General features: G+C 72.1%; 13 protein-coding genes. 9 read left to right on the forward strand and 4 right to left on the reverse strand.

Annotated features, from left to right (window positions below):
- Window positions 1-125: 125 nt before the first annotated feature.
- Entirely contained in the window at window positions 126-959 is an 834-nt protein-coding gene (locus ACIHAA_RS19915) for a peptidoglycan-binding protein (RefSeq protein WP_399818830.1), read from the reverse strand.
- Between the two features lie 195 nt (window positions 960-1,154).
- Between ACIHAA_RS19915 and ACIHAA_RS19920 the strand changes: the two genes are divergently transcribed.
- A complete protein-coding gene (locus tag ACIHAA_RS19920; RefSeq protein WP_399819087.1) occupies window positions 1,155-2,735 on the forward strand; it encodes a methylmalonyl-CoA mutase in 1,581 nt (526 codons plus the stop codon).
- Window positions 2,736-2,859: 124 nt separating this feature from the next.
- Window positions 2,860-3,516: a leucine efflux protein LeuE gene (gene leuE, locus ACIHAA_RS19925; protein ID WP_399818833.1), complete on the forward strand. Its 657-nt coding sequence runs from the start codon at window positions 2,860-2,862 to the stop codon at window positions 3,514-3,516.
- Window positions 3,517-3,535: 19 nt separating this feature from the next.
- Here the strand turns inward: leuE and ACIHAA_RS19930 are convergent, their stop codons facing one another.
- From ACIHAA_RS19930 to ACIHAA_RS19940, 3 genes are all read right to left on the reverse strand, one after another.
- Window positions 3,536-4,711: an acyltransferase family protein gene (locus ACIHAA_RS19930; protein ID WP_399818835.1), complete on the reverse strand. Its 1,176-nt coding sequence runs from the start codon at window positions 4,709-4,711 to the stop codon at window positions 3,536-3,538.
- Window positions 4,712-4,901: 190 nt separating this feature from the next.
- Window positions 4,902-6,242 carry an alpha-2,8-polysialyltransferase family protein gene (locus ACIHAA_RS19935; protein WP_399818837.1) on the reverse strand — a complete coding sequence of 447 codons (1,341 nt, stop codon included), beginning with the start codon at window positions 6,240-6,242 and terminating at the stop codon, window positions 4,902-4,904.
- Window positions 6,239-7,216: a glycosyltransferase family 2 protein gene (locus tag ACIHAA_RS19940; RefSeq protein ID WP_399818839.1), complete on the reverse strand. Its 978-nt coding sequence runs from the start codon at window positions 7,214-7,216 to the stop codon at window positions 6,239-6,241. The genes ACIHAA_RS19935 and ACIHAA_RS19940 overlap by 4 nt, the downstream gene beginning before the upstream one ends.
- Before the next feature lie 198 nt (window positions 7,217-7,414).
- Between ACIHAA_RS19940 and ACIHAA_RS19945 the strand changes: the two genes are divergently transcribed.
- The 7 genes from ACIHAA_RS19945 to ACIHAA_RS19975 all read left to right on the forward strand — a co-directional run bounded on the left by ACIHAA_RS19945 (window position 7,415) and on the right by ACIHAA_RS19975 (window position 17,814).
- Window positions 7,415-8,761 (forward strand): DUF6716 putative glycosyltransferase, encoded by a 1,347-nt coding sequence (locus tag ACIHAA_RS19945; RefSeq protein WP_399818841.1) that lies wholly within the window; start codon window positions 7,415-7,417, stop codon window positions 8,759-8,761.
- A gap of 41 nt (window positions 8,762-8,802) precedes the next feature.
- Window positions 8,803-10,134, forward strand: coding sequence for a cytidylyltransferase domain-containing protein (locus ACIHAA_RS19950; protein ID WP_399818843.1), 1,332 nt, complete (start codon window positions 8,803-8,805; stop codon window positions 10,132-10,134).
- A gap of 14 nt (window positions 10,135-10,148) precedes the next feature.
- Window positions 10,149-11,087, forward strand: a complete 939-nt coding sequence (locus ACIHAA_RS19955) for an N-acetylneuraminate synthase family protein (protein ID WP_399818845.1) — start codon at window positions 10,149-10,151, stop codon at window positions 11,085-11,087.
- A 26-nt stretch (window positions 11,088-11,113) separates the two neighbouring features.
- Window positions 11,114-12,397 (forward strand): hypothetical protein, encoded by a 1,284-nt coding sequence (locus ACIHAA_RS19960; RefSeq protein ID WP_399818846.1) that lies wholly within the window; start codon window positions 11,114-11,116, stop codon window positions 12,395-12,397.
- Between the two features lie 724 nt (window positions 12,398-13,121).
- The gene (locus ACIHAA_RS19965) at window positions 13,122-14,345 is read left to right on the forward strand and encodes an amidohydrolase (protein WP_399818848.1); all 1,224 of its coding nucleotides are present in this window, start codon (window positions 13,122-13,124) and stop codon (window positions 14,343-14,345) included.
- A gap of 179 nt (window positions 14,346-14,524) precedes the next feature.
- Complete coding sequence (locus ACIHAA_RS19970) at window positions 14,525-15,619, forward strand: BMP family protein (protein WP_399818850.1); 1,095 nt, start codon at window positions 14,525-14,527, stop codon at window positions 15,617-15,619.
- A gap of 1,148 nt (window positions 15,620-16,767) precedes the next feature.
- Window positions 16,768-17,814, forward strand: a complete 1,047-nt coding sequence (locus ACIHAA_RS19975) for a BMP family protein (RefSeq protein WP_399818852.1) — start codon at window positions 16,768-16,770, stop codon at window positions 17,812-17,814.
- Window positions 17,815-18,023 lie beyond the last annotated feature (209 nt).

The raw sequence follows: 18,023 nt of genomic DNA on the forward strand, positions 1-18,023 counted from the left end.
CCGGGTTCGGGGGCCCCCCCCCGCCGGGGGGGCCCCCCCCCCCCCCGGGGCGGGCCGCCGGGGGGGGGGGGGGCGCCCGCCCCCCGGCCCCCCCCCCCGCCCCCCACACCCCCACTTTTCTCGCCTCAGCGGCTGACGACCACCGTGTCTCCCGTCCTCACCTGCGAGAACAGCGCCGCGATCGCGGTCTCGTCCCGTACGTTCACACATCCGTGGGAGCCACCGGCGTATCCGCGCGCCGCGAAGTCGTAGGAGTAGTGCACCGCCTCGCCGCCGCTGAAGAACATCGCGTACGGCATGGGGGCGTCGTAGAGCGTGGACACATGGTGGCGCGACTTCCAGTAGACGTGGAACACGCCCTCGCGGGTCGGTGAGTTCTCCGTGCCGAAGCGGACCGCCATCGTCGACAGCGTCCGCCCGTCGATCATCCAGCGCAGGGTCCGGCTCCGCTTGCTGATGCACAGCACCCGGCCCGTCAGGCAGCGCGGGTCCGGTGGAGCGGCGGGCTGCCCGCCCATCAGATACAGCTCCCACGTCCCGGGCCGGTGCGTCATGCCCAGCATCCGCTGCCAGGTGACCCGGTCCACCGCGCCCGTCGGCGGCAGCCCCCGCTTGCCCTGGAAGCCCCGTACCGCGTCCTCGGTGAGATCGTCGTACGTCCCCGTCGGCCCGTCGAACAACCAGTCGAGCTGGCGCAGCCGGGCCTGGAGTTCCCGTACTCCGGCGCCCGAGTCCCCGGGCGCCCACAGGGCGGTGGACGGCCGCGCCGGGGCGGCGGGGGTGGCATCACGCCCCGGGGTCCCCGTGCCGGAGGACGCCCCCGGGAGCGAGATGTGCACCGGTGAACGGTGCTTGCCGTCGCCGTCCAGGGGCCCCGCCGTACATCCGGCCGCCGCTGCCACCACGGCGGCCGCCACGCCCACCGCCGCCAGCGACCGACCCCAGCGCTCGGTCCGCATGCCCCGCCCCCTCCGCCGCCCACCGCTCCCGGCCGCCCGCAGTGCCGTAGCGCCGCGATGTCCCCGAGATGCTCCCCCCGCATGACCGCCGCCGAACCAAGGAGCATCGTGGTGTGCAAGGAGCACGGTGGTGGCGGGCGCCCGCCCGGTGGCCGCCACCGGGCCGGGCGGCGGGGCGACGCGGAGGCGGACACCATGGCGCGCGAGTCGGAGTCGGGGCTGCCCGTCGAACCGGTGTACGGGCCGGATGCGCTGGCAGGCTGGGACCCGGCCGAACAGCTGGGCGAGCCGGGCGCCTATCCCTTCACCCGGGGCGTGTATCCGACCATGTACACCGGCCGCCCCTGGACGATGCGCCAGTACGCGGGGTTCGGCACGGCGGAGGAGTCCAACGCGCGCTACCGGCGGCTGATCGCGCACGGGACGACGGGACTGTCGGTCGCCTTCGACCTGCCGACGCAGCTGGGCCACGACTCCGACACCCCGCTCGCGCACGGCGAGGTCGGCCGGGTGGGCGTGGCCGTGGACTCGGTCGAGGACATGCGGGCGCTGTTCCGGGGGATCCCGCTGGACCGGGTGTCGACCTCGATGACGATCAACGCCCCGGCGGCACTGCTGCTCCTGCTGTACCAACTCGTCGCGGAGGAACAGGGCGTTCCGGCCGGGACGCTGACGGGCACGGTCCAGAACGACGTACTCAAGGAGTACATCGCCCGCGGGACCTATATCTTCCCGCCCCGGCCCTCGCTGCGGCTGACCGCCGACATCTTCGGCTACTGCCGGGCCGTGATGCCCCGCTGGAACACCATCTCGATCTCCGGCTACCACATGGCCGAGGCCGGGGCCTCGCCCGCGCAGGAGATCGCCTTCACCCTGGCGGACGGCATCGCCTACGTACGGACCGCGCTCGCCGCCGGGATGGACGTGGACGACTTCGCGCCGCGCCTGTCGTTCTTCTTCGTGGCGCGGACCACGCTCCTGGAGGAGGTGGCCAAGTTCCGGGCGGCACGGCGGCTCTGGGCCCGGGTGATGCGGGAGGAGTTCGGGGCGCGCGACCCGCGGTCGATGATGCTGCGGTTCCACACCCAGACGGCGGGGGTGCAGCTCACGGCGCAGCAGCCGGAGGTGAATCTCGTCCGGGTCGCGGTGCAGGCCCTCGGCGCGGTGCTGGGCGGGACGCAGTCGCTGCACACCAACGCCTTCGACGAGGCGATCGCCCTGCCGACGGAGAAGTCCGCCCGCCTCGCGCTGCGCACCCAGCAGGTGCTGGCCCATGAGACGGATGTGACGGCGACGGTCGACCCGTTCGCGGGGTCCTACGCCGTGGAGAGCCTGACGGACGGGGTGGAGGCGGCGGCGCGGGAGCTGATGGACCGGGTCGAGGAGCTGGGCGGCGCGGTCACGGCCATCGAACAGAGTTTCCAGAAGCGGGAGATCGAGCGCAATGCCTACCGGATCGCCCGGGAGACCGACGCGGGCCTGCGGACCGTGGTGGGCGTCAACCGCTTCCGGCTCGACGAGGAGGAGCCCTATGAGCCGCTGCGGGTGGACCCGGCGATCGAGGCACGGCAGGCCGGACGCCTGGCGGTGCTCCGCGCGGAACGCGACCGGCGGGCCGTGGCCACCGCCCTGGCCGACCTGCGGAGGGCCGCCGCGGGCCGGGACAATGTCCTCCCCCCGATGAAGGACGCCCTCCGGGCCCGCGCCACGGTCGGCGAGGTCTGCGACGCCCTGCGCGAGGTGTGGGGCACCTACACCCCCGCGGACACCTTCTGAACCGAGCCCGGAGTCCCGGAAGCCCCAGGTCCAGTCGCCCCACCCCGCCGACCGCCGCCCCCGGCCGTCTCACCCGCCGGAAACCCGGGCCGCGTTGTCAGACCCCCGTGCGAGACTCCTTGCCATGTTCGGTGTCATCGACCTCCCCACCTATCTGGCGGGCCTCGTCCTGATCGTGCTCCTGCCCGGGCCCAACTCGCTGTACGTGCTCTCCGTCGCGGCTCGGCGCGGTGTGCGCGCGGGCTACACGGCCGCGGCCGGAGTCTGGTGCGGGGACACCGTGCTGATGACCCTGTCCGCGGCCGGGGTCGCCTCCCTGCTCCAGGCGAACGCCCTGCTGTTCGGGATCGTGAAGTACGCCGGGGCCGGGTATCTCACCTGGCTCGCGATCGGCATGCTGCGCGCCGCGTGGGGGATGTGGCGGACCCGGCGGGAGCGGGCCGCGGAGGAGCAGGCACCGGCCGCCGCTCCGGCCGCCGGGGAGCGGCCCTTCCGCCGTGCGCTGGTGGTCAGCCTGTTCAACCCCAAGGCGATCCTGTTCTTCGTCGCCTTCTTCGTCCAGTTCGTCGACCCGGCCTACGCCTACCCGGCGCTGTCCTTCGTCGTCCTCGGCGCCTTCGCCCAGCTCGCCAGCTTCCTCTATCTGACCGCCCTGATATTCAGCGGCACCCGTCTGGCCACGGCCTTCCGCCGCCGCAAGCGCCTGGCGGCGGGCGCCACCTCGGCCGCCGGCGCCCTCTTCCTCGGCTTCGCGGTGAAGCTCACACTGGCGAGCGCCTAGCGGTCCCTCCCGGCCGTGGTCACAGCAGCCGTGGCCGGGTCAGGGCCTTGCGGAGCCTCGGGGTGAAGCGGTCCTCCACGAACCGGTTGAGCAGCCAGGCCAGCAGCAGCATCGAGGCGACCGTCAGCAGGAAGGTGCCGTAGGACGGTATGCCGAGGCCTTGGTGCAGGGCGTGTATGACGACCCAGCCCAGATGCTCATGGACGAGGTAGAAGGGGTACGTCAGCGCGCCCGCGACCGTCAGCCAGCGCCAGTTGGCCCAGTCGAGGCGGCCCAGCGCTATCGCCGCGACGGCGAGGAAGCCCAGGGTGACCACCAGGACGATGCCGGAGCTGGTGCGGTAGGAGAAGCCGTGCGCGCCCTCGGCGTGCCACAGCCCGCGCACCGCGTAGTGCTGGCCGATGAGCCAGCTCACCACGGTGATGCCCCAGCCGTAGGGGTCGCGCCGGTCGCGGTGCAGCAGATACAGGCCGATGCCGCCGATGAAGAACGGCGCGTACTCGGGCATCAGCACGACGTCGAGGAGGGGCTGCTTGGCGCTCTGGGTGACGGCCGCCGCCAGGGTCCAGCAGGCGCAGAACAGGACCACCCGCCGCCGGTTCGCGCCCGGCAGCACGATGCACAGGGCGAACAGCGCGTAGAAACGTATCTCCGCCCACAGGGTCCAGCAGACGCCGAGGACGCGGTCCACCCCGAGGGGCTGCTGCAACAGGGTCAGATTGACCAGCGCGTCGCTCGGCGAGACCGCCCGGTACGCCACCATCGGCAGGGCGAACACGCCCGTCACCAGGATGATCGCGGCCCAGTACGAGGGCATCAGCCGGGAGACCCGGGAGGCGAAGAAGGAGCGCAGCGGGCGCCCCCAGCCGCTCATGCAGATGACGAAGCCGCTGATCACAAAGAAGATCTGCACCCCCAGGCAGCCGTAGGCGAAGTAGGAGTGCAGAAAGGGGAACTGGTGCCGGGGGGAGGTGCCCCAGGCCTGGGAGACCTCGCCGTCGCGGCCGCCGTAGTGGTAGCCCGCGACCATCAGCGCGGCCACCAGCCGCAGCCCGTCGAGGGCGCGCAGCCGGGATCCGCCGCCGCGCGGCCGGGCGGGGGCGGCCGGTCCGGGCGGGACGTCGGCGGCCGGGGGCCGGGCGGGTATGGAATTCCTCAGGCCGCTGGGGGCCGTGGACTGTTCGGATGTGGTCATGCCGGACTCTCTCGGCGAGGCAGCGGATGCGGGGCGGTGCTGTCACGGGATGCTGTGCGGGGCGGGCGTGGCGCGCCCGCCCGGTGGGCTCCGGACCGTGACGCCCGGGGACACGTTCCTGCGGTGCGGCGGGCCGGTAGGGCGTCCCCGTCCCGCCGGGGAACGGGGACGGCCCGGAGCACGGGGCGCCTCAGCGCTTGGGGCCCGCGCCCCGGCGCAGCTCGCGGGCGCGGCGGGCCACCCTGCGGACGGTGGCGTTGCGCGGGATGAACGCCAGCTGGACGGGGATGCCGCCGGGCAGCGCCAGCGAGGTGAGCCGCCGCCGCTTGAAGTACCGCCAGGTGTGCGGCCCGAGACGCTTGGCCAGATAGGCTTCGGCCTCGGCGCGCAGCCCCGGGTAGATCTTCGGCTGCATCGCGAATCCCACGGCGCGCACCAGGGCGTTGAGCGAGTCGACGTCCATGCCCTGCCGTCGGCTCTCGACCGCCTTGCGGTGGGTCAGCTCGGGCAGCAGCGCGTCCACGACCGTGACGGGGATGCGGTTGCTGTTCTCGTACGGTGTCAGACGCTCCAGCAGGGCCTCGGTGCCGATGCGGGCGACCGGGAGGCCGTAGAACGCGGAGGCGGTGAGCAGGGCGGTGGAGAAGCAGCCCACGACCAGCGACGGACGCATGCGCTGGTAGAGGACCTCGGCGAGGACGGGGGTGTCGAGCACCGTCAGATCGGCACCGAGCCTGTCCGCCTCCTTCTCCAGGATGCGCGACCAGCGGGCCGGGGCCGTCGGGTGCGGTTTGAACACCACCCGGGTGTGCCCGAGCGCGACCGCGCCCTTCAGCATCCGCACATGGAGGTCCTCCTCTTCCTCGGCGGTGAGGATGCCGAGCGCGGAGAGGTACTGGCCGAGCAGCAGTGCCGGTGCCTCGATGGAGGGCAGCGAGTCGCCGGTGTTCTCCAGTTCGGTCAGGACCTTGGCGAACGCGTCCGTCGGCACGAGTTCCGGCTCGACCCCGAACTCGGTGAGCAGCAGCGGCCTCAGACCGGGCACCAGGTCCAGGTGGAGCAGGCGGTCGACGCGGGTGCCGACCAGCGGGTCGATCTTGTTGCGGGTGGGGCCGTAGCTCATCAGGCCGTCGGCGTAGACCGTGACGGGCGCGCCCAGGAAGATCTGGCAGACCCCGAGCGCCGGGTTGACCTGGATCGACTCGACGGCCAGTTCGATGTCGTCGTCGCCGAGGTTCCAGGAGAGCCGGAGGTGGCGCTCCCACAGCGGGACGTCGTCCGGGCGCGGGGCCCAGCCGCCCGGGTGGAAGGGCGAGATGGTCTCGTTCCAGGAGATGACGTCGTCGAAGCGGTCGCGCAGCTGCTCGAAGCCGGGCATCTCGTCCAGGCCGGGTGTCGTCTCGGGCGTCGCGGCGTTGTTGCAGACGAGGAGTATGCGCCGGTCGGCGGGCGCGAAGCAGTCGCTGTCCAGCGCCGCGGCCAGGGTCGCCGTGCCGTAGAGGGTCGACGCCAGGAAGATCTGCGTCGTCACGCCGCCACCCCCGAGGAGGTGGGACGGCGGCGCAGCCGTCGCAGGCGGGAGGCCCGCTGGATGTCCATGGAATCGAGGGCCTCGTCGAGGACGTCCTGCGGCATGCGCCGAAGCGCGGCAGCACTCATCGACTTCAGTTTCCGTGCCACCGCCGGCTCGAACCTTTCGATGGATCCCAGATGATGAGAAATAATTGCGCAATATGTGCGAACGGCTTTGGGGAGCAGTTTATCCGCGTCGGGGTCCTGTGCAGTTTCGGCCACCACCTGGTCGAACGCACGAATGAAGTCCAGCTGGCGCACATCACCGATCTGGGTGAGAGAGGAGGCGACACCGCGCCGGTAGTAGACGCCGAGCAGATCCACCGTGGCGAAGGATTCGGCCTCCCGGTGGAGTTTCCAGATCCAGGGCCGGTCCTCGGCCGTGCGCAGACCGTCGGTGAAGTGCAGCAGACCCCGGTCGACGAGCCTGCGGTGGTAGATACCCGCCCAGGCGTAGGCGTAGTCGACGGAGGTGGAGCGGTCGGCGGGCAGGATCGCGTCGCGGGGGTTCATCACCACCTTGCGGCGGCCCTGCGGCACCCGGTGGATGGCACGCGCCCGCGCGGTGCACTGGACATGGTCGGTGCGGATGAAGTCGCAGCCCAACTCCTCCATGGCGGAGACCAGTTGGGGGTAGTAGTCGGGGGCGAGCCAGTCGTCGCCGTCGAGAAACGTGAGGTACTCGCCGCGCGCCTTGTCGATGCCCGTGTTGCGCGCGGTCGCCAGCCCCCCGTTCTTCTCGTGGCGGACATGCACCGCGCCGGGCAGCTCGCGCTCGGCGCGCGCGAGGATGTCCGGCGTCTCGTCACGCGAGCAGTCGTCGACGAGAATGAATTCGAAGTCCTCACGTGCGTTCGCACGCAGGCTCTTCAGGGTGTCTGGCGCGTATTGCTGCACGTTGTAGAACGGCACGATGACGGAGAGCTTGACCACCCCTGTGACGTTAGGCGGCGGCCCGGCATTCGTCTTGGCCGTCGGCTGGATGTCAGGTGAACGACGCGTGGCAGAACAGTGAACCACATAGTTTCATCGGAGTTTCGCGGCCCGATTCTCCGTCCGGCGGTGTGCTGTTAACCCTTTGTTGCATTTCGGTTGGGCTGGTCCTTGGAATCGCTTCCTAGCGTCTTCGGTGTGCCAGCAAGTACCGCGAAGTCCCTTCGGGTCGCCGTCCTAGCCGATTCCGACACCCGGTGGAAATGGGGCGCGCTCACCGCGAACCGTATCTCGCCGTCGGAATTCACCGATTCCAGCGAATCCCTCGAAAGAGGTGAATCGGACATACGGCTTGACGGCTTCCTGCTCAGGGGCCGTGCCACCCCCACCGCCCGCCAGCTCGAAGAAGTCGGCGTCCGCGCGGACTCCCTCCGCGAGGTGACCGCCGTCGAGTTCCTGCGCGAGATGACGAAGGAGAGCTACGACATCCTCGTACTCGCCCTCGTCGGCGGCGGTGTCCAGGCGATGCTGCACGGGCTCGCCCACGCCTGGCAGGGGCGCGCCCGGCGTCCCGTGGTCGTCACCGGCTATGTCGGTGTCGTCTACGAGAAGCTGGCCGACGGCCTGCTGCTGCGGCACGGCGCCGACCTGGTGCTCGCCAACTCCCGCCAGGACGCCGAGCGTTTCCGCGCGGTGTACGGGGGAGTGGGCGCCGACGCCTCCTCGGTGACCGAGGTGGCGCTGCCCTTCCTCGGCGGCGCCGCCTACCGGAAGAAGGACCCCTACACGGTCGTCTTCGCCGCGCAGCCCTCCGTGCCCGAGAGCCGCAAGGACCGTGCCTACCTGCTGGACCGGCTGGTCCGCCACGCCCGCAGGCACCCGGAGCGCGAGGTGCTCCTCAAGCTCCGCTCCAAGCCGGGCGAGCACACCACCCACATCGAGGAGCTGCCGTACCAGAAGCTGGCCCAGAAGGAGGACCTCCCGGCCAACTTCCGCCTGGTGTACGGGAACATGGGCGAGGTCCTCGACCGCACCGACCTCCTGGTCACGGTCAGCTCGACGGCCGCCCTGGAGTCGCTGCACCGCCGTATCCCCACCGTCGTGCTCACCGACCTCGGGGTGCGCGAGGCGCTCGGCAACCACCACTTCGTGGGTTCCGGCTGCCTCGCCTCCTGGGACAAGCTCGACGACGGGCACGAGCCCGCCCCGGACCCGGAGTGGGTGGCCCGCCAGGGCGTCGCCGCCGAGGGCGGCTCCTACGCCACCGCCTTCGACGAGGCGCGCCGGCGCATTACCGGGCTGCTCGCCGCCGGTGAACTCCCGCCCCTCGCGCCCTACTACACCCCGGTGACCGCGCCCGGCTATCTGCCCGGCGTCCTCGCCCGGCACCACCTCGCCCCGGACGGCAGCCCGCTGCCCGGCGCGCCCGCGGCCGACCGGGCGCCCAGCCCCGTACGCCAGATTGTCCGCCGCGCCGCCCGCGGTGCCTACCGCCACGGAGTGCAGCGCGTGGCGCCCGTGATCCGACGGATGGGGGAGCTGTGAGCGAGCGGTTCCCACGCCAAGGACTCCAAGGAGCTGAACCCATGTCCAACCCGGAAGCGGGACAGGTGGCGCCGGTGCGCCGCGTGCTCGCGGTGATCCCCGCGCGCGGCGGCTCCAAGGGCGTGCCCGCGAAGAACCTCGCCCCCGTCGGCGGGATCCCGCTGGTGGCCCGCGCGGTGCGCGAGTGCCGGGCTGCCCGGCTCGTCACCGACGTCGTGGTCTCCACCGACGACCAGGCGATCGCCGCCGCCGCCCGTGAGGCGGGCGCCGAGGTCGTGCTGCGGCCCGCCGCCATCGCCGGGGACACCGCCACCTCCGAGGCCGCAGTCCTGCACGCCATGGACGCCCACGAGGCGCTGCACGGCTCGCCCGTGGACGTGGTGCTGCTGGTCCAGTGCACCAGCCCCTTCCTGGTCCGCGAGGACGTCGACGGGGTGGCCGCCGCGGTGGTCCGGAACGGCGCCGACACCGCGCTGACCGTCGCCCCCTTCCACGGCTTCATCTGGCGCGACGCCGCCGACGAGCCCGCGCCCGCCATCGGCTCCCAGCGCACCGGCGAGGCGGGCGAGGCTGCCTGGACGGCACCGCGCCCCCAGGACGGCACCGGCTCCACCCGCGTCGCCGACGCCACCGGCGGCTACGGCGTCAACCACGACAAGTCCTTCCGGCCGCGCCGCCAGGACCGCCCCCAGGACCTGCTGGAGACCGGCGCCGCCTACGCCATGGACGCGGCCGGACTGCGCGAGCACCGGCACCGCTTCTTCGGCCGCACCGAACTCGTGCGCACCGACCCGGCCCGGGTGCTGGAGATCGACGACCCGCACGACCTGGCCCGCGCCCGCGCCCTCGCACCGCACTTCGACGCCGCGCGGCCCGGCGCACTCCCGACCCGCGACGACATCGACGCGGTCGTACTCGACTTCGACGGCACCCAGACCGACGACAGGGTGCTGATCGACTCCGACGGACGCGAGTTCGTCTCCGTGCACCGCGGGGACGGCCTCGGCATCGCAGCGCTGCGCAGAAGCAGTCTCGCGATGCTCATCCTGTCCACGGAGCAGAACCCGGTCGTCGCCGCACGGGCCCGGAAGCTCAAGATCCCGGTCCTGCACGGCATCGACCGCAAAGACCTCGCACTGAAGCAGTGGTGCGAGGAGCAGGGCATCGCGCCTGAGCGCGTGCTCTACGTCGGCAACGACGTCAACGACCTCCCGTGCTTCGCCCTCGTGGGCTGGCCCGTGGCGGTCGCGAGCGCCCACGACGTCGTGCGCGGCGCCGCACGCGCGGTCACCACCGTCCCAGGCGGTGACGGCGCGATCCGAGAGATCGCCAGCTGGATCCTCGGCCCCTCTCTCGACTCCCTCGACACGTAAGGAATTTCTCTGCCATGAGCAGCAACTCCCGTCTCCGTCAGTTCGGTTCGCGCACGGCCGGTCCCGGTCGGCCCGTCTACGTCTGCGGCGAGATCGGCATCAACCACAACGGTGAGCTGGAGAACGCCTTCAAGCTGATCGACGTGGCCGCCGAGGCCGGCTGCGACGCGGTCAAGTTCCAGAAGCGCACCCCGGAGATCTGCACCCCGCGCGACCAGTGGGACATCGAGCGCGACACCCCCTGGGGCCGGATGACCTACATCGACTACCGCCACCGCGTGGAGTTCGGTGAGGACGAGTACCGCCAGATCGACGAGTACTGCAAGTCCAAGAACATCGACTGGTTCGCCTCCCCGTGGGACACCGAGGCCGTCGCCTTCCTGGAGAAGTTCGGCGTCCCGGCGCACAAGGTGGCCTCCGCCTCCCTCACCGACGACGAGCTGCTGAAGGCCCTGCGTGCCACCGGCCGCACCGTCATCCTGTCCACCGGCATGTCGACCCCGAAGCAGATCCGCCACGCGGTCGAGGTCCTCGGCTCGGACAACATCCTGCTCTGCCACGCCACCTCGACCTACCCGGCCAAGGCCGAGGAGCTCAACCTGCGCGTGATCAACACCCTCCAGCAGGAGTACCCCAACGTCCCGATCGGCTACTCCGGCCACGAGACCGGCCTCCAGACCACCCTCGCGGCGGTCGCCCTCGGCGCCACCTTCGTCGAGCGCCACATCACCCTCGACCGCGCGATGTGGGGCTCCGACCAGGCCGCCTCGGTGGAGCCGCAGGGCCTCACCCGCCTGGTCCGCGACATCCGCACCATCGAGGCCTCCCTCGGCGACGGCGTGAAGAAGGTCTACGACTCCGAGCTGGGCCCGATGAAGAAGCTGCGCCGTGTCGCCGGTGTGGTCGCCGAGGCGGAGATCGCCGCGGCCGCCGGCGAGCCGGTGTCGGTCTGAGCGCCTTACGGGACGGTCTGACGCCGATGAACCCCCGCGCCGGATCCGCCGGCCAGCGCACCCTCGCCTTCGTGGAGAGCCCCGTCCAGCTCCTGAACGTCCTGGAATGGGCGCACGCGCACACGCTCCGGACCAAGGGGAGCGGTGCGGCCGAGCGCGGGGCGGCGATCCCCGCGCAGGGCGGACCCCGGTGGTCCGGTGCGGGGCGCACGGCGGCGATAGGCGCGGGGGTCCTCGGCGCGGGGCGCACGGCGCCCGACGGTCCGGCCGGGGCCGGACCGCGGGGCACCGTCCCCGGGGGGACCGGCCTCCGACCGGCGCCCGACGGGCTCACCCTGGTGGTGCTGTCGCCCACCGACCCGATGACCCGCGGCCAGTTGCGCCGGATGGCCGAACTGGCCCGCGACGAGGGCCACGAGGTCCGCTGGGAGGAGGCCCGGGGCGGCACCACGGCGCCCTTCCGGACCGTCGGTGGCCTCGCCCCGCTGCTGCGCCGGGCGGACCGGGTGGTGATGGGGGACCCCTTCTCCCGCTACGTACAGCTGCTGCTGACCATCACCCGGGCCGAGGAGCTGGTGGTGGTCGACGACGGCACGGCCACCATGGAGTTCGTCGCCCAGCTCGCCCGCGGTGAACGCCTGGTGCGCTGGCACCGCAAGGGCGGCCGCCCGCGCCCCCGCGACCTGCTCTTCGCCCCGGTGTCCGCGGTGGCCCGGCGACGGCTGAGACCGGGCGTTCAGCGCGCCGTGGAGGTCTTCTCCTCGATGCCGATCGAAGAGGTCCCGGACGGGGTCACGGTCACCCCCAACGACTTCGCCTGGACCCGGGCGCGCTTCGGGCCGCCGCGCCTGACGAAGGGCGCGGACCTGGTGGGCACCTCCCTGGTGGAGACGGGCGTGGTGGACGGCGAACGCTATCTGGAGGCCGTCCGCGCGCTCGCCGCGGCGCACGGCGCGCGGCGCTACTTCGCCCACCGCCGGGAGAGCCCCGACAAGCTGCACCGGCTGGCGACCGAGGCGGGCCTCGAAGTGGTCCGCCCGGATCTGCCCCTGGAGCTGATCGCCCGGCGTGGCCCGATCGGGCGTACGATCCTCAGTTTTCCTTCCACGGTCGTGCACACCCTCCCGCTGGCCCTGGTCGGCACCGAGGTGCGGGTCGCGGTGTGCGACATCGACCCGGCCTGGCTGACGGACCGGGCCTCGCCCCGGGCCCAGGGCTTTCTGTCCGGCGTGACCGGGACGGCCCGCGACGTGGACCGGCTGTCGGCGATGAACCCGGCCGAATCCCCGACCTCGGCGGGCACGGCGTAGCGGACGGGGCTTGGGGGCGCCGCCCGGTGGACGGGGCTTGCGGGCACCGCCCAGCGGGCCGGAATTGGCGGACCGGCCCCGGACCCCGACGCGCGCGGGCCCCTGGCAGGCGGTACTTCCGACCGCCTGCCAGGGGCCCGCGCGGCATGCCGGTCGCCGGGGGCGGATGGGCCCGCCGGGGCGTGGACGGTCCGGCACCGGAGGAGCGCCGGGGGCGACGGGTCCGGCGCCGCCGAGGCGGCCGGGGCGTGGGCGCGGCTGGTGCCGGGAGGGGGCGCCGTGAGGGGCTGCCGGTGCGCGGGCGAGAGCGCGTCGCCCGGCGGGGTAACCCGTGGGGCGGCTGGGTACCCGTGCGGCAGCGGCGGTTCGGCCGGTCGGCGGTGTGTCCGAGGGAGGAGACGGAGGTGCGGCGCTCCAGGCGGAGAGGAACGGATCGGGGTCCTTGAGCGTTGCACTGGTCGGGACCCCCGGACGCGAGGGCGGTCCCGGCAGGGATCCACCGGGCGCCTTCGGCGGCGCCGCGACGGCACCGCCCCCACCCCGGCGGACTGCTCACGGCCTACCCAAGGATCCATCGTCCGGAAAAGGTGGACGAGTTTACCCATCGTCACAGCCGACTATGCGGCGTGCGGTCACTTTTTTCTTCCCCTGACGGGCTGAAGTTTTGTCGTTCCAGGGAGCGGTGCCGCCCGATCGCCCTACCCTTCAAAGGGTGAACCAATTGATGTCCCGAGAGTCAGAGGCCGACCACCCCGGGGACACGCTCCCCGGTTCCCTCCCCGAGCTGCTGCGTGCCGAACTCGTCGCCTTCCGCCGCGACCTGCACATGCACCCGGAGCTCGGAAACCAGGAGTTCCGCACGACCGCCGCGCTCAAGGCCCGCCTGGAGCAGGCGGGACTCGCGCCGCGCGTACTCCCGGCCGGCACCGGGCTCATCTGCGACATCGGCGAACCGGACCCCCTGCGACCGGCCCTCGCGCTGCGCGGTGACATCGACGCCCTGCCGATCCCCGACACCAAGGCCGACTGCGCCTACCGGTCCACCGTGCCCGACCGGGCGCACGCCTGCGGACACGACGTTCACACCACGGTGGTGCTCGGGGCCGGGCTCGTCCTCGCCGAGCTGCACCGCGAGGGCAGGCTGCCCCGGCCGGTCCGGCTGATCTTCCAGCCCGCCGAGGAGGTCCTGCCGGGCGGCGCCACCGACGTGATCGCCGCCGGTGCGCTCGACGGGGTCGGCCGGATCATCGCCGTGCACTGCGACCCGCGGGTCGACGCGGGGCGCATCGGGCTGCGGCACGGCCCCATCACCTCCGCCTGCGACCGGCTGGAGGTCATGCTCGCCGGGGCGGGCGGCCACACCGCCCGCCCGCATCTGACCACCGATCTGGTCACGGCCGTGGCCCGGGTAGCGGCCGACGTACCGGGCCTGGTCGCCCGGCGTGTCGACGCCCGCAGCGGGCTGTCGGTGACCTGGGGGCGCATCGAGTCCGGGCACGCCTGCAACGTCATCCCGCAACACGCGGAGCTGGCCGGGACCGTGCGCTGCCTGGACCTGGAGACCTGGCGGCACGCGCCCGACGTCGTCCATGCGGCCATCGACGAGATCGCCAACCTCTACAAGGCCAAGTCGGAGATCAACTATGTGCGGGGCGTGCCGCCGGTGGTCAACGACATGGCCGTGACCGAACTGCTGCACGACGCCATGGCCGCACGCCGCGGCGTCCACTCCGTCGAGGACACCCAGCAGAGCCTGGGCGGCGAGGACTTCTCCTGGTATCTGGAGCGCGTCCCGGGCGCCATGGCCCGCCTCGGCGTCCGCCGCCCGGGCGAGCGGACCGTCCGCGACCTCCACCAGGGCGACTTCGACGTGGACGAGTACGCGATCACCGTCGGGGTGGAGCTGTTCACGGCGGCCGCGCTGCTGGACACGGGCACGGACCACTGACCCGAGCGGCCTTGCACGGAGGGGCGCCCGGCGGACCGGGCCCCTCCCCGGCGGCGGCACGAATCGATAACGGCCGCGAGGAACCCCGTTCCCCCGCCCTTCTACGCGCGTTACTGTGCGCCGCACATCGCTGCGGTAGCGGCGCATTGGGGAAGCGGACCGGTCACGGTGCCGTGGGGATGAATGGGGTGCTCGCTGTGCGTCTGAACTCTCGGAGGACGAAGTTCTCCCAAGCTGCGGTGGCCGTCGCGGTGGTCGCCCTCGCGGCCGCCGGGTGCGGCAAGTCCAGCACCGACTCCGCCGGAAGCTCGGGCGGCAAGAACTCCTCGGGCTACTCGGGCAAGGGCATCGGCCTCGCCTACGACATCGGCGGCAAGGGCGACCAGTCCTTCAACGACGCCGCCTTCGCCGGTTTCCAGAAGGCCGAGCAGGAGTTCAAGATCGGCGGGCGGGACATCGAGCCGCAGGACGGCGAGTCCGACGCGGACAAGGTGCAGCGTCTGGAGCAGCTCGCCAAGGGCGGCTACAACCCGATCATCGGGGTCGGCTTCGTCTACGCGCCTGCCGTCAAGGAGGTCGCGGCCAAGTACCCGAAGATCACCTTCGGCATCATCGACGACGACACGGTCAAGGCGCCCAACGTCGCCGACCTGGTCTTCCACGAGGAGCAGTCCTCCTACCTCGCCGGGGTCGCCGCCGCGAAGGCCACCAAGAAGAACCACATCGGCTTCATCGGCGGCGTGGACATCCCGCTCATCCACAAGTTCGGGGCGGGCTTCGCCCAGGGCGCCAAGTCCGTCAACCCGAAGATCAGGATCGAGTCGCAGTATCTGACGCAGACGGCTCAGGAGGGCGGCTTCTCCAGCCCCGACAAGGGCAAGGACGCGGCGAACGGCCAGATCGAGGCGGGCGCCGATGTGATCTACCAGGCGGCCGGGCTGTCGGGCCAGGGCGTTATCCAGGCGGCCGCCGCGCACAAGGTGTGGGCGATCGGCGTCGACTCCGACCAGTACCGGCAGACCGCCCTCGCCAAGTACAAGGACTTCATCCTCGGCTCGGCCCTGAAGAACGTCGGCGGCGCGGTCTACGACCTGACCAAGTCCGTCGTCGACGGCAAGCCCCTGAGCGGCGAACAGCGCGGCGACCTGGCGTCGGGCGGCGTGGGCTTCGCCGACTCCAACCCCAAGTACCAGGCGATGAAGGACGTGGTGGCCGCGGTCGACAAGGCCAAGCAGGACATCACCTCCGGCAAGGTCACCGTCGCCACGCAGTAACCCTCACCTCCGACCCGAAGCCCCGGACACCTGCGCCGCCCCGCCGCTCAGGCCCGGAGCCCCGGACACGCCTTCCGCCCCGCCGGGAACCTCCCGGCGGGGCGGAGCGCTGCCTGCGGCCATCCGCAGGAGCGCGTCGCTTGCGGCTGTCCGCGGCGGGGTTGCGTCGCGCGCCCCGTCCGCGGGGGAGCGTCGCCTGCGGCCGTCCGCAGGGGTGCACCGCTTGCCGCCGCCTGCGGAGCGCCCCCGGCCTGCGGCCGCCGTGCACCGGCAGCCTCTCCCGGCGCCGGGGCCGCCTGCGGTCCGTCCCCCTCCGGCACCGATCCCGCCCGTGCCCGGCCGCCCCCGGCCTGCGGCCGCCCGTGCACCGGCAGCCTCTCCCGGCGCCGGGCCCGCCTGCGGTCCGTCCCCCTCCGGCACCGATCCCGCCCGTGCCCGGCCGCCCCCGGCCTGCGGCCGCCGTGCACCGGCAGCCTCTCCCGGCGCCAGGCCCGCCTGCGGCCCCGCCCCCTCCGGCACCGATCCCGCCCGTGCCCCGGCGGCCCCGGCCGCTCCTCTGCCCCCGGACCGCTCGCCCCGTCCACGCGGGGCGCCCCCGCCCCCGGCCCTCCACCTGTCAGGCGCGCCCCCGCGGACGGGCTGCCCACCCGCTAGGGCGCGGGACGACCCTCCACCCGCAAGCCGCGCCCCCGCGAACGCCCCTCCACCCACCAGCCCCGCGAACGCCCCTCCACCCACCAGCCCCGCGAACGACCGTCCCCCCACCAGCCGCGCCCCCGCGAACGACCCTCCACCCGCCAGCCGCGCCCCCCACGACCCGCGCCCCCCAGCCGTAGCGGACAAACCGTCCATCACGCAGAGCTACCCTGAAGCTGTCGGCCGCGGCGGGAATCCGGGTCCGTGGCACCGGTCACACGAGTTCCCTGACGCCTTCGTCGCACGTTCACACCGCGCCCCTACGCTGGTCTGTGATGCCCCCCACGCCCGTCTTTCACAAGCGCCGCACCGCTCTCCGTAATGTGTTCGCCAACTGTGGCCACAGCTCGATAACGGACCGGACAGAAGGGGTTTTCCGTCCGGTCTACGCGCGTTACGCTGCCGCGGAACCAGCGCCTGGTATGGGCGCTTGCACAAAGGAGTCAAGTTCCATGCGCCGGGTGTCTCGTATCGCCGTCGCGGGGGTTGCCACCGCAGCCCTCGCCGTCACCGTATCCGCCTGCGGCAGCTCGTCCACCGAGTCCACCGGTGGCGGCAAGAGCAAGGGCATAGGCCTCGCCTACGACGTCGGCGGCAAGGGCGACCAGTCCTTCAACGACGCCGCCTACGCGGGCTTCCAGAAGGCCGAGAAGGACTTCGGTGTCGGCGGACGTGACATCGAGCCGCAGGACGGCGAGTCGGACGCGGACAAGGTGCAGCGCCTGGAGACGCTGGCCAAGGCCGGTTACAACCCGGTGATCGGTGTCGGCTTCGCCTACGCCCCCGCCGTAAACGAGGCCGCCAGCAAGTACCCGAAGGTCACCTTCGGCATCATCGACGACAACACGGTCCAGCGGAAGAACGTCGCCGACCTGGTCTTCCACGAGGAGGAGTCCTCCTACCTCGCGGGTGTCGCGGCCGCCAAGACGACCAAGAAGAACCACATCGGCTTCATCGGCGGCGTGGACGTTCCGCTGATCCACAAGTTCGAGGCCGGTTTCGTCCAGGGTGCCCAGTCGGTCAACCCGAAGATCAAGATCGAGACCCAGTACCTGACGCAGACCGCGCAGGAGGGCGGCTTCTCCAGCCCCGACAAGGGCGAGAACGCCGCCAACGGCCAGATCGACGCGGGCGCGGACGTGATCTACCACGCCGCCGGCCTCTCCGGCCAGGGTGTCATCAAGGCCGCCGCCACCCACAAGGTGTGGGCGATCGGCGTCGACTCCGACCAGTACAGCCAGAGCGCTCTGGCCACGTACAAGAACTACATCCTCACCTCGGCGCTGAAGAACGTCTCCGGTGCGGTGTACGACCTCGCCAAGTCTGTTATCAAGGACGACAAGCCGCTGACCGGCGACGTCCGTGGCAGCCTGGCCAACAGCGGCGTCGGCCTCGCCGACTCCAACCCGGTGTTCAAGAACAACGCCGACCTCCAGGCCGCCCTGAAGAAGGCCGAGCAGGGCATCAAGGACGGCTCGATCAAGGTCAAGACCTCCTGACCCGACGATCGCGGTCGGCCAGGAGCATGGTCGACGGAGCGCTGTAATGGCAGCGTTACGGTCACGGAACGGGGCGCGGGGAGGATGACCGACTCGCGCCCCGTTCGCGCGGCAGAATGCTCGGAACGGATCGGCAACGATCAGGTCCGAGCACTATTTAAAGCAGGGGCGCTACGCGCGTAGAGTGGCCCCTTTCCCAAGGAGAGTGC

Source organism: Streptomyces sp. NPDC052040, from assembly GCF_044548405.1.
GTDB lineage: Bacteria > Actinomycetota > Actinomycetes > Streptomycetales > Streptomycetaceae > Streptomyces.

What these genes read in the sequence shown, in the direction of transcription:
- ACIHAA_RS19915 (WP_399818830.1), bottom strand. Translation starts at nt 959, where the DNA reads ATGCGGACCGAGCGCTGGGGTCGGTCGCTGGCGGCGGTGGGCGTGGCG.
- ACIHAA_RS19920 (WP_399819087.1), top strand. Translation starts at nt 1,155, where the DNA reads ATGGCGCGCGAGTCGGAGTCGGGGCTGCCCGTCGAACCGGTGTACGGG.
- leuE (WP_399818833.1), top strand. Translation starts at nt 2,860, where the DNA reads ATGTTCGGTGTCATCGACCTCCCCACCTATCTGGCGGGCCTCGTCCTG.
- ACIHAA_RS19930 (WP_399818835.1), bottom strand. Translation starts at nt 4,711, where the DNA reads ATGACCACATCCGAACAGTCCACGGCCCCCAGCGGCCTGAGGAATTCC.
- ACIHAA_RS19950 (WP_399818843.1), top strand. Translation starts at nt 8,803, where the DNA reads ATGTCCAACCCGGAAGCGGGACAGGTGGCGCCGGTGCGCCGCGTGCTC.
- ACIHAA_RS19955 (WP_399818845.1), top strand. Translation starts at nt 10,149, where the DNA reads ATGAGCAGCAACTCCCGTCTCCGTCAGTTCGGTTCGCGCACGGCCGGT.
- ACIHAA_RS19960 (WP_399818846.1), top strand. Translation starts at nt 11,114, where the DNA reads ATGAACCCCCGCGCCGGATCCGCCGGCCAGCGCACCCTCGCCTTCGTG.
- ACIHAA_RS19965 (WP_399818848.1), top strand. Translation starts at nt 13,122, where the DNA reads ATGTCCCGAGAGTCAGAGGCCGACCACCCCGGGGACACGCTCCCCGGT.
- ACIHAA_RS19970 (WP_399818850.1), top strand. Translation starts at nt 14,525, where the DNA reads ATGAATGGGGTGCTCGCTGTGCGTCTGAACTCTCGGAGGACGAAGTTC.
- ACIHAA_RS19975 (WP_399818852.1), top strand. Translation starts at nt 16,768, where the DNA reads ATGCGCCGGGTGTCTCGTATCGCCGTCGCGGGGGTTGCCACCGCAGCC.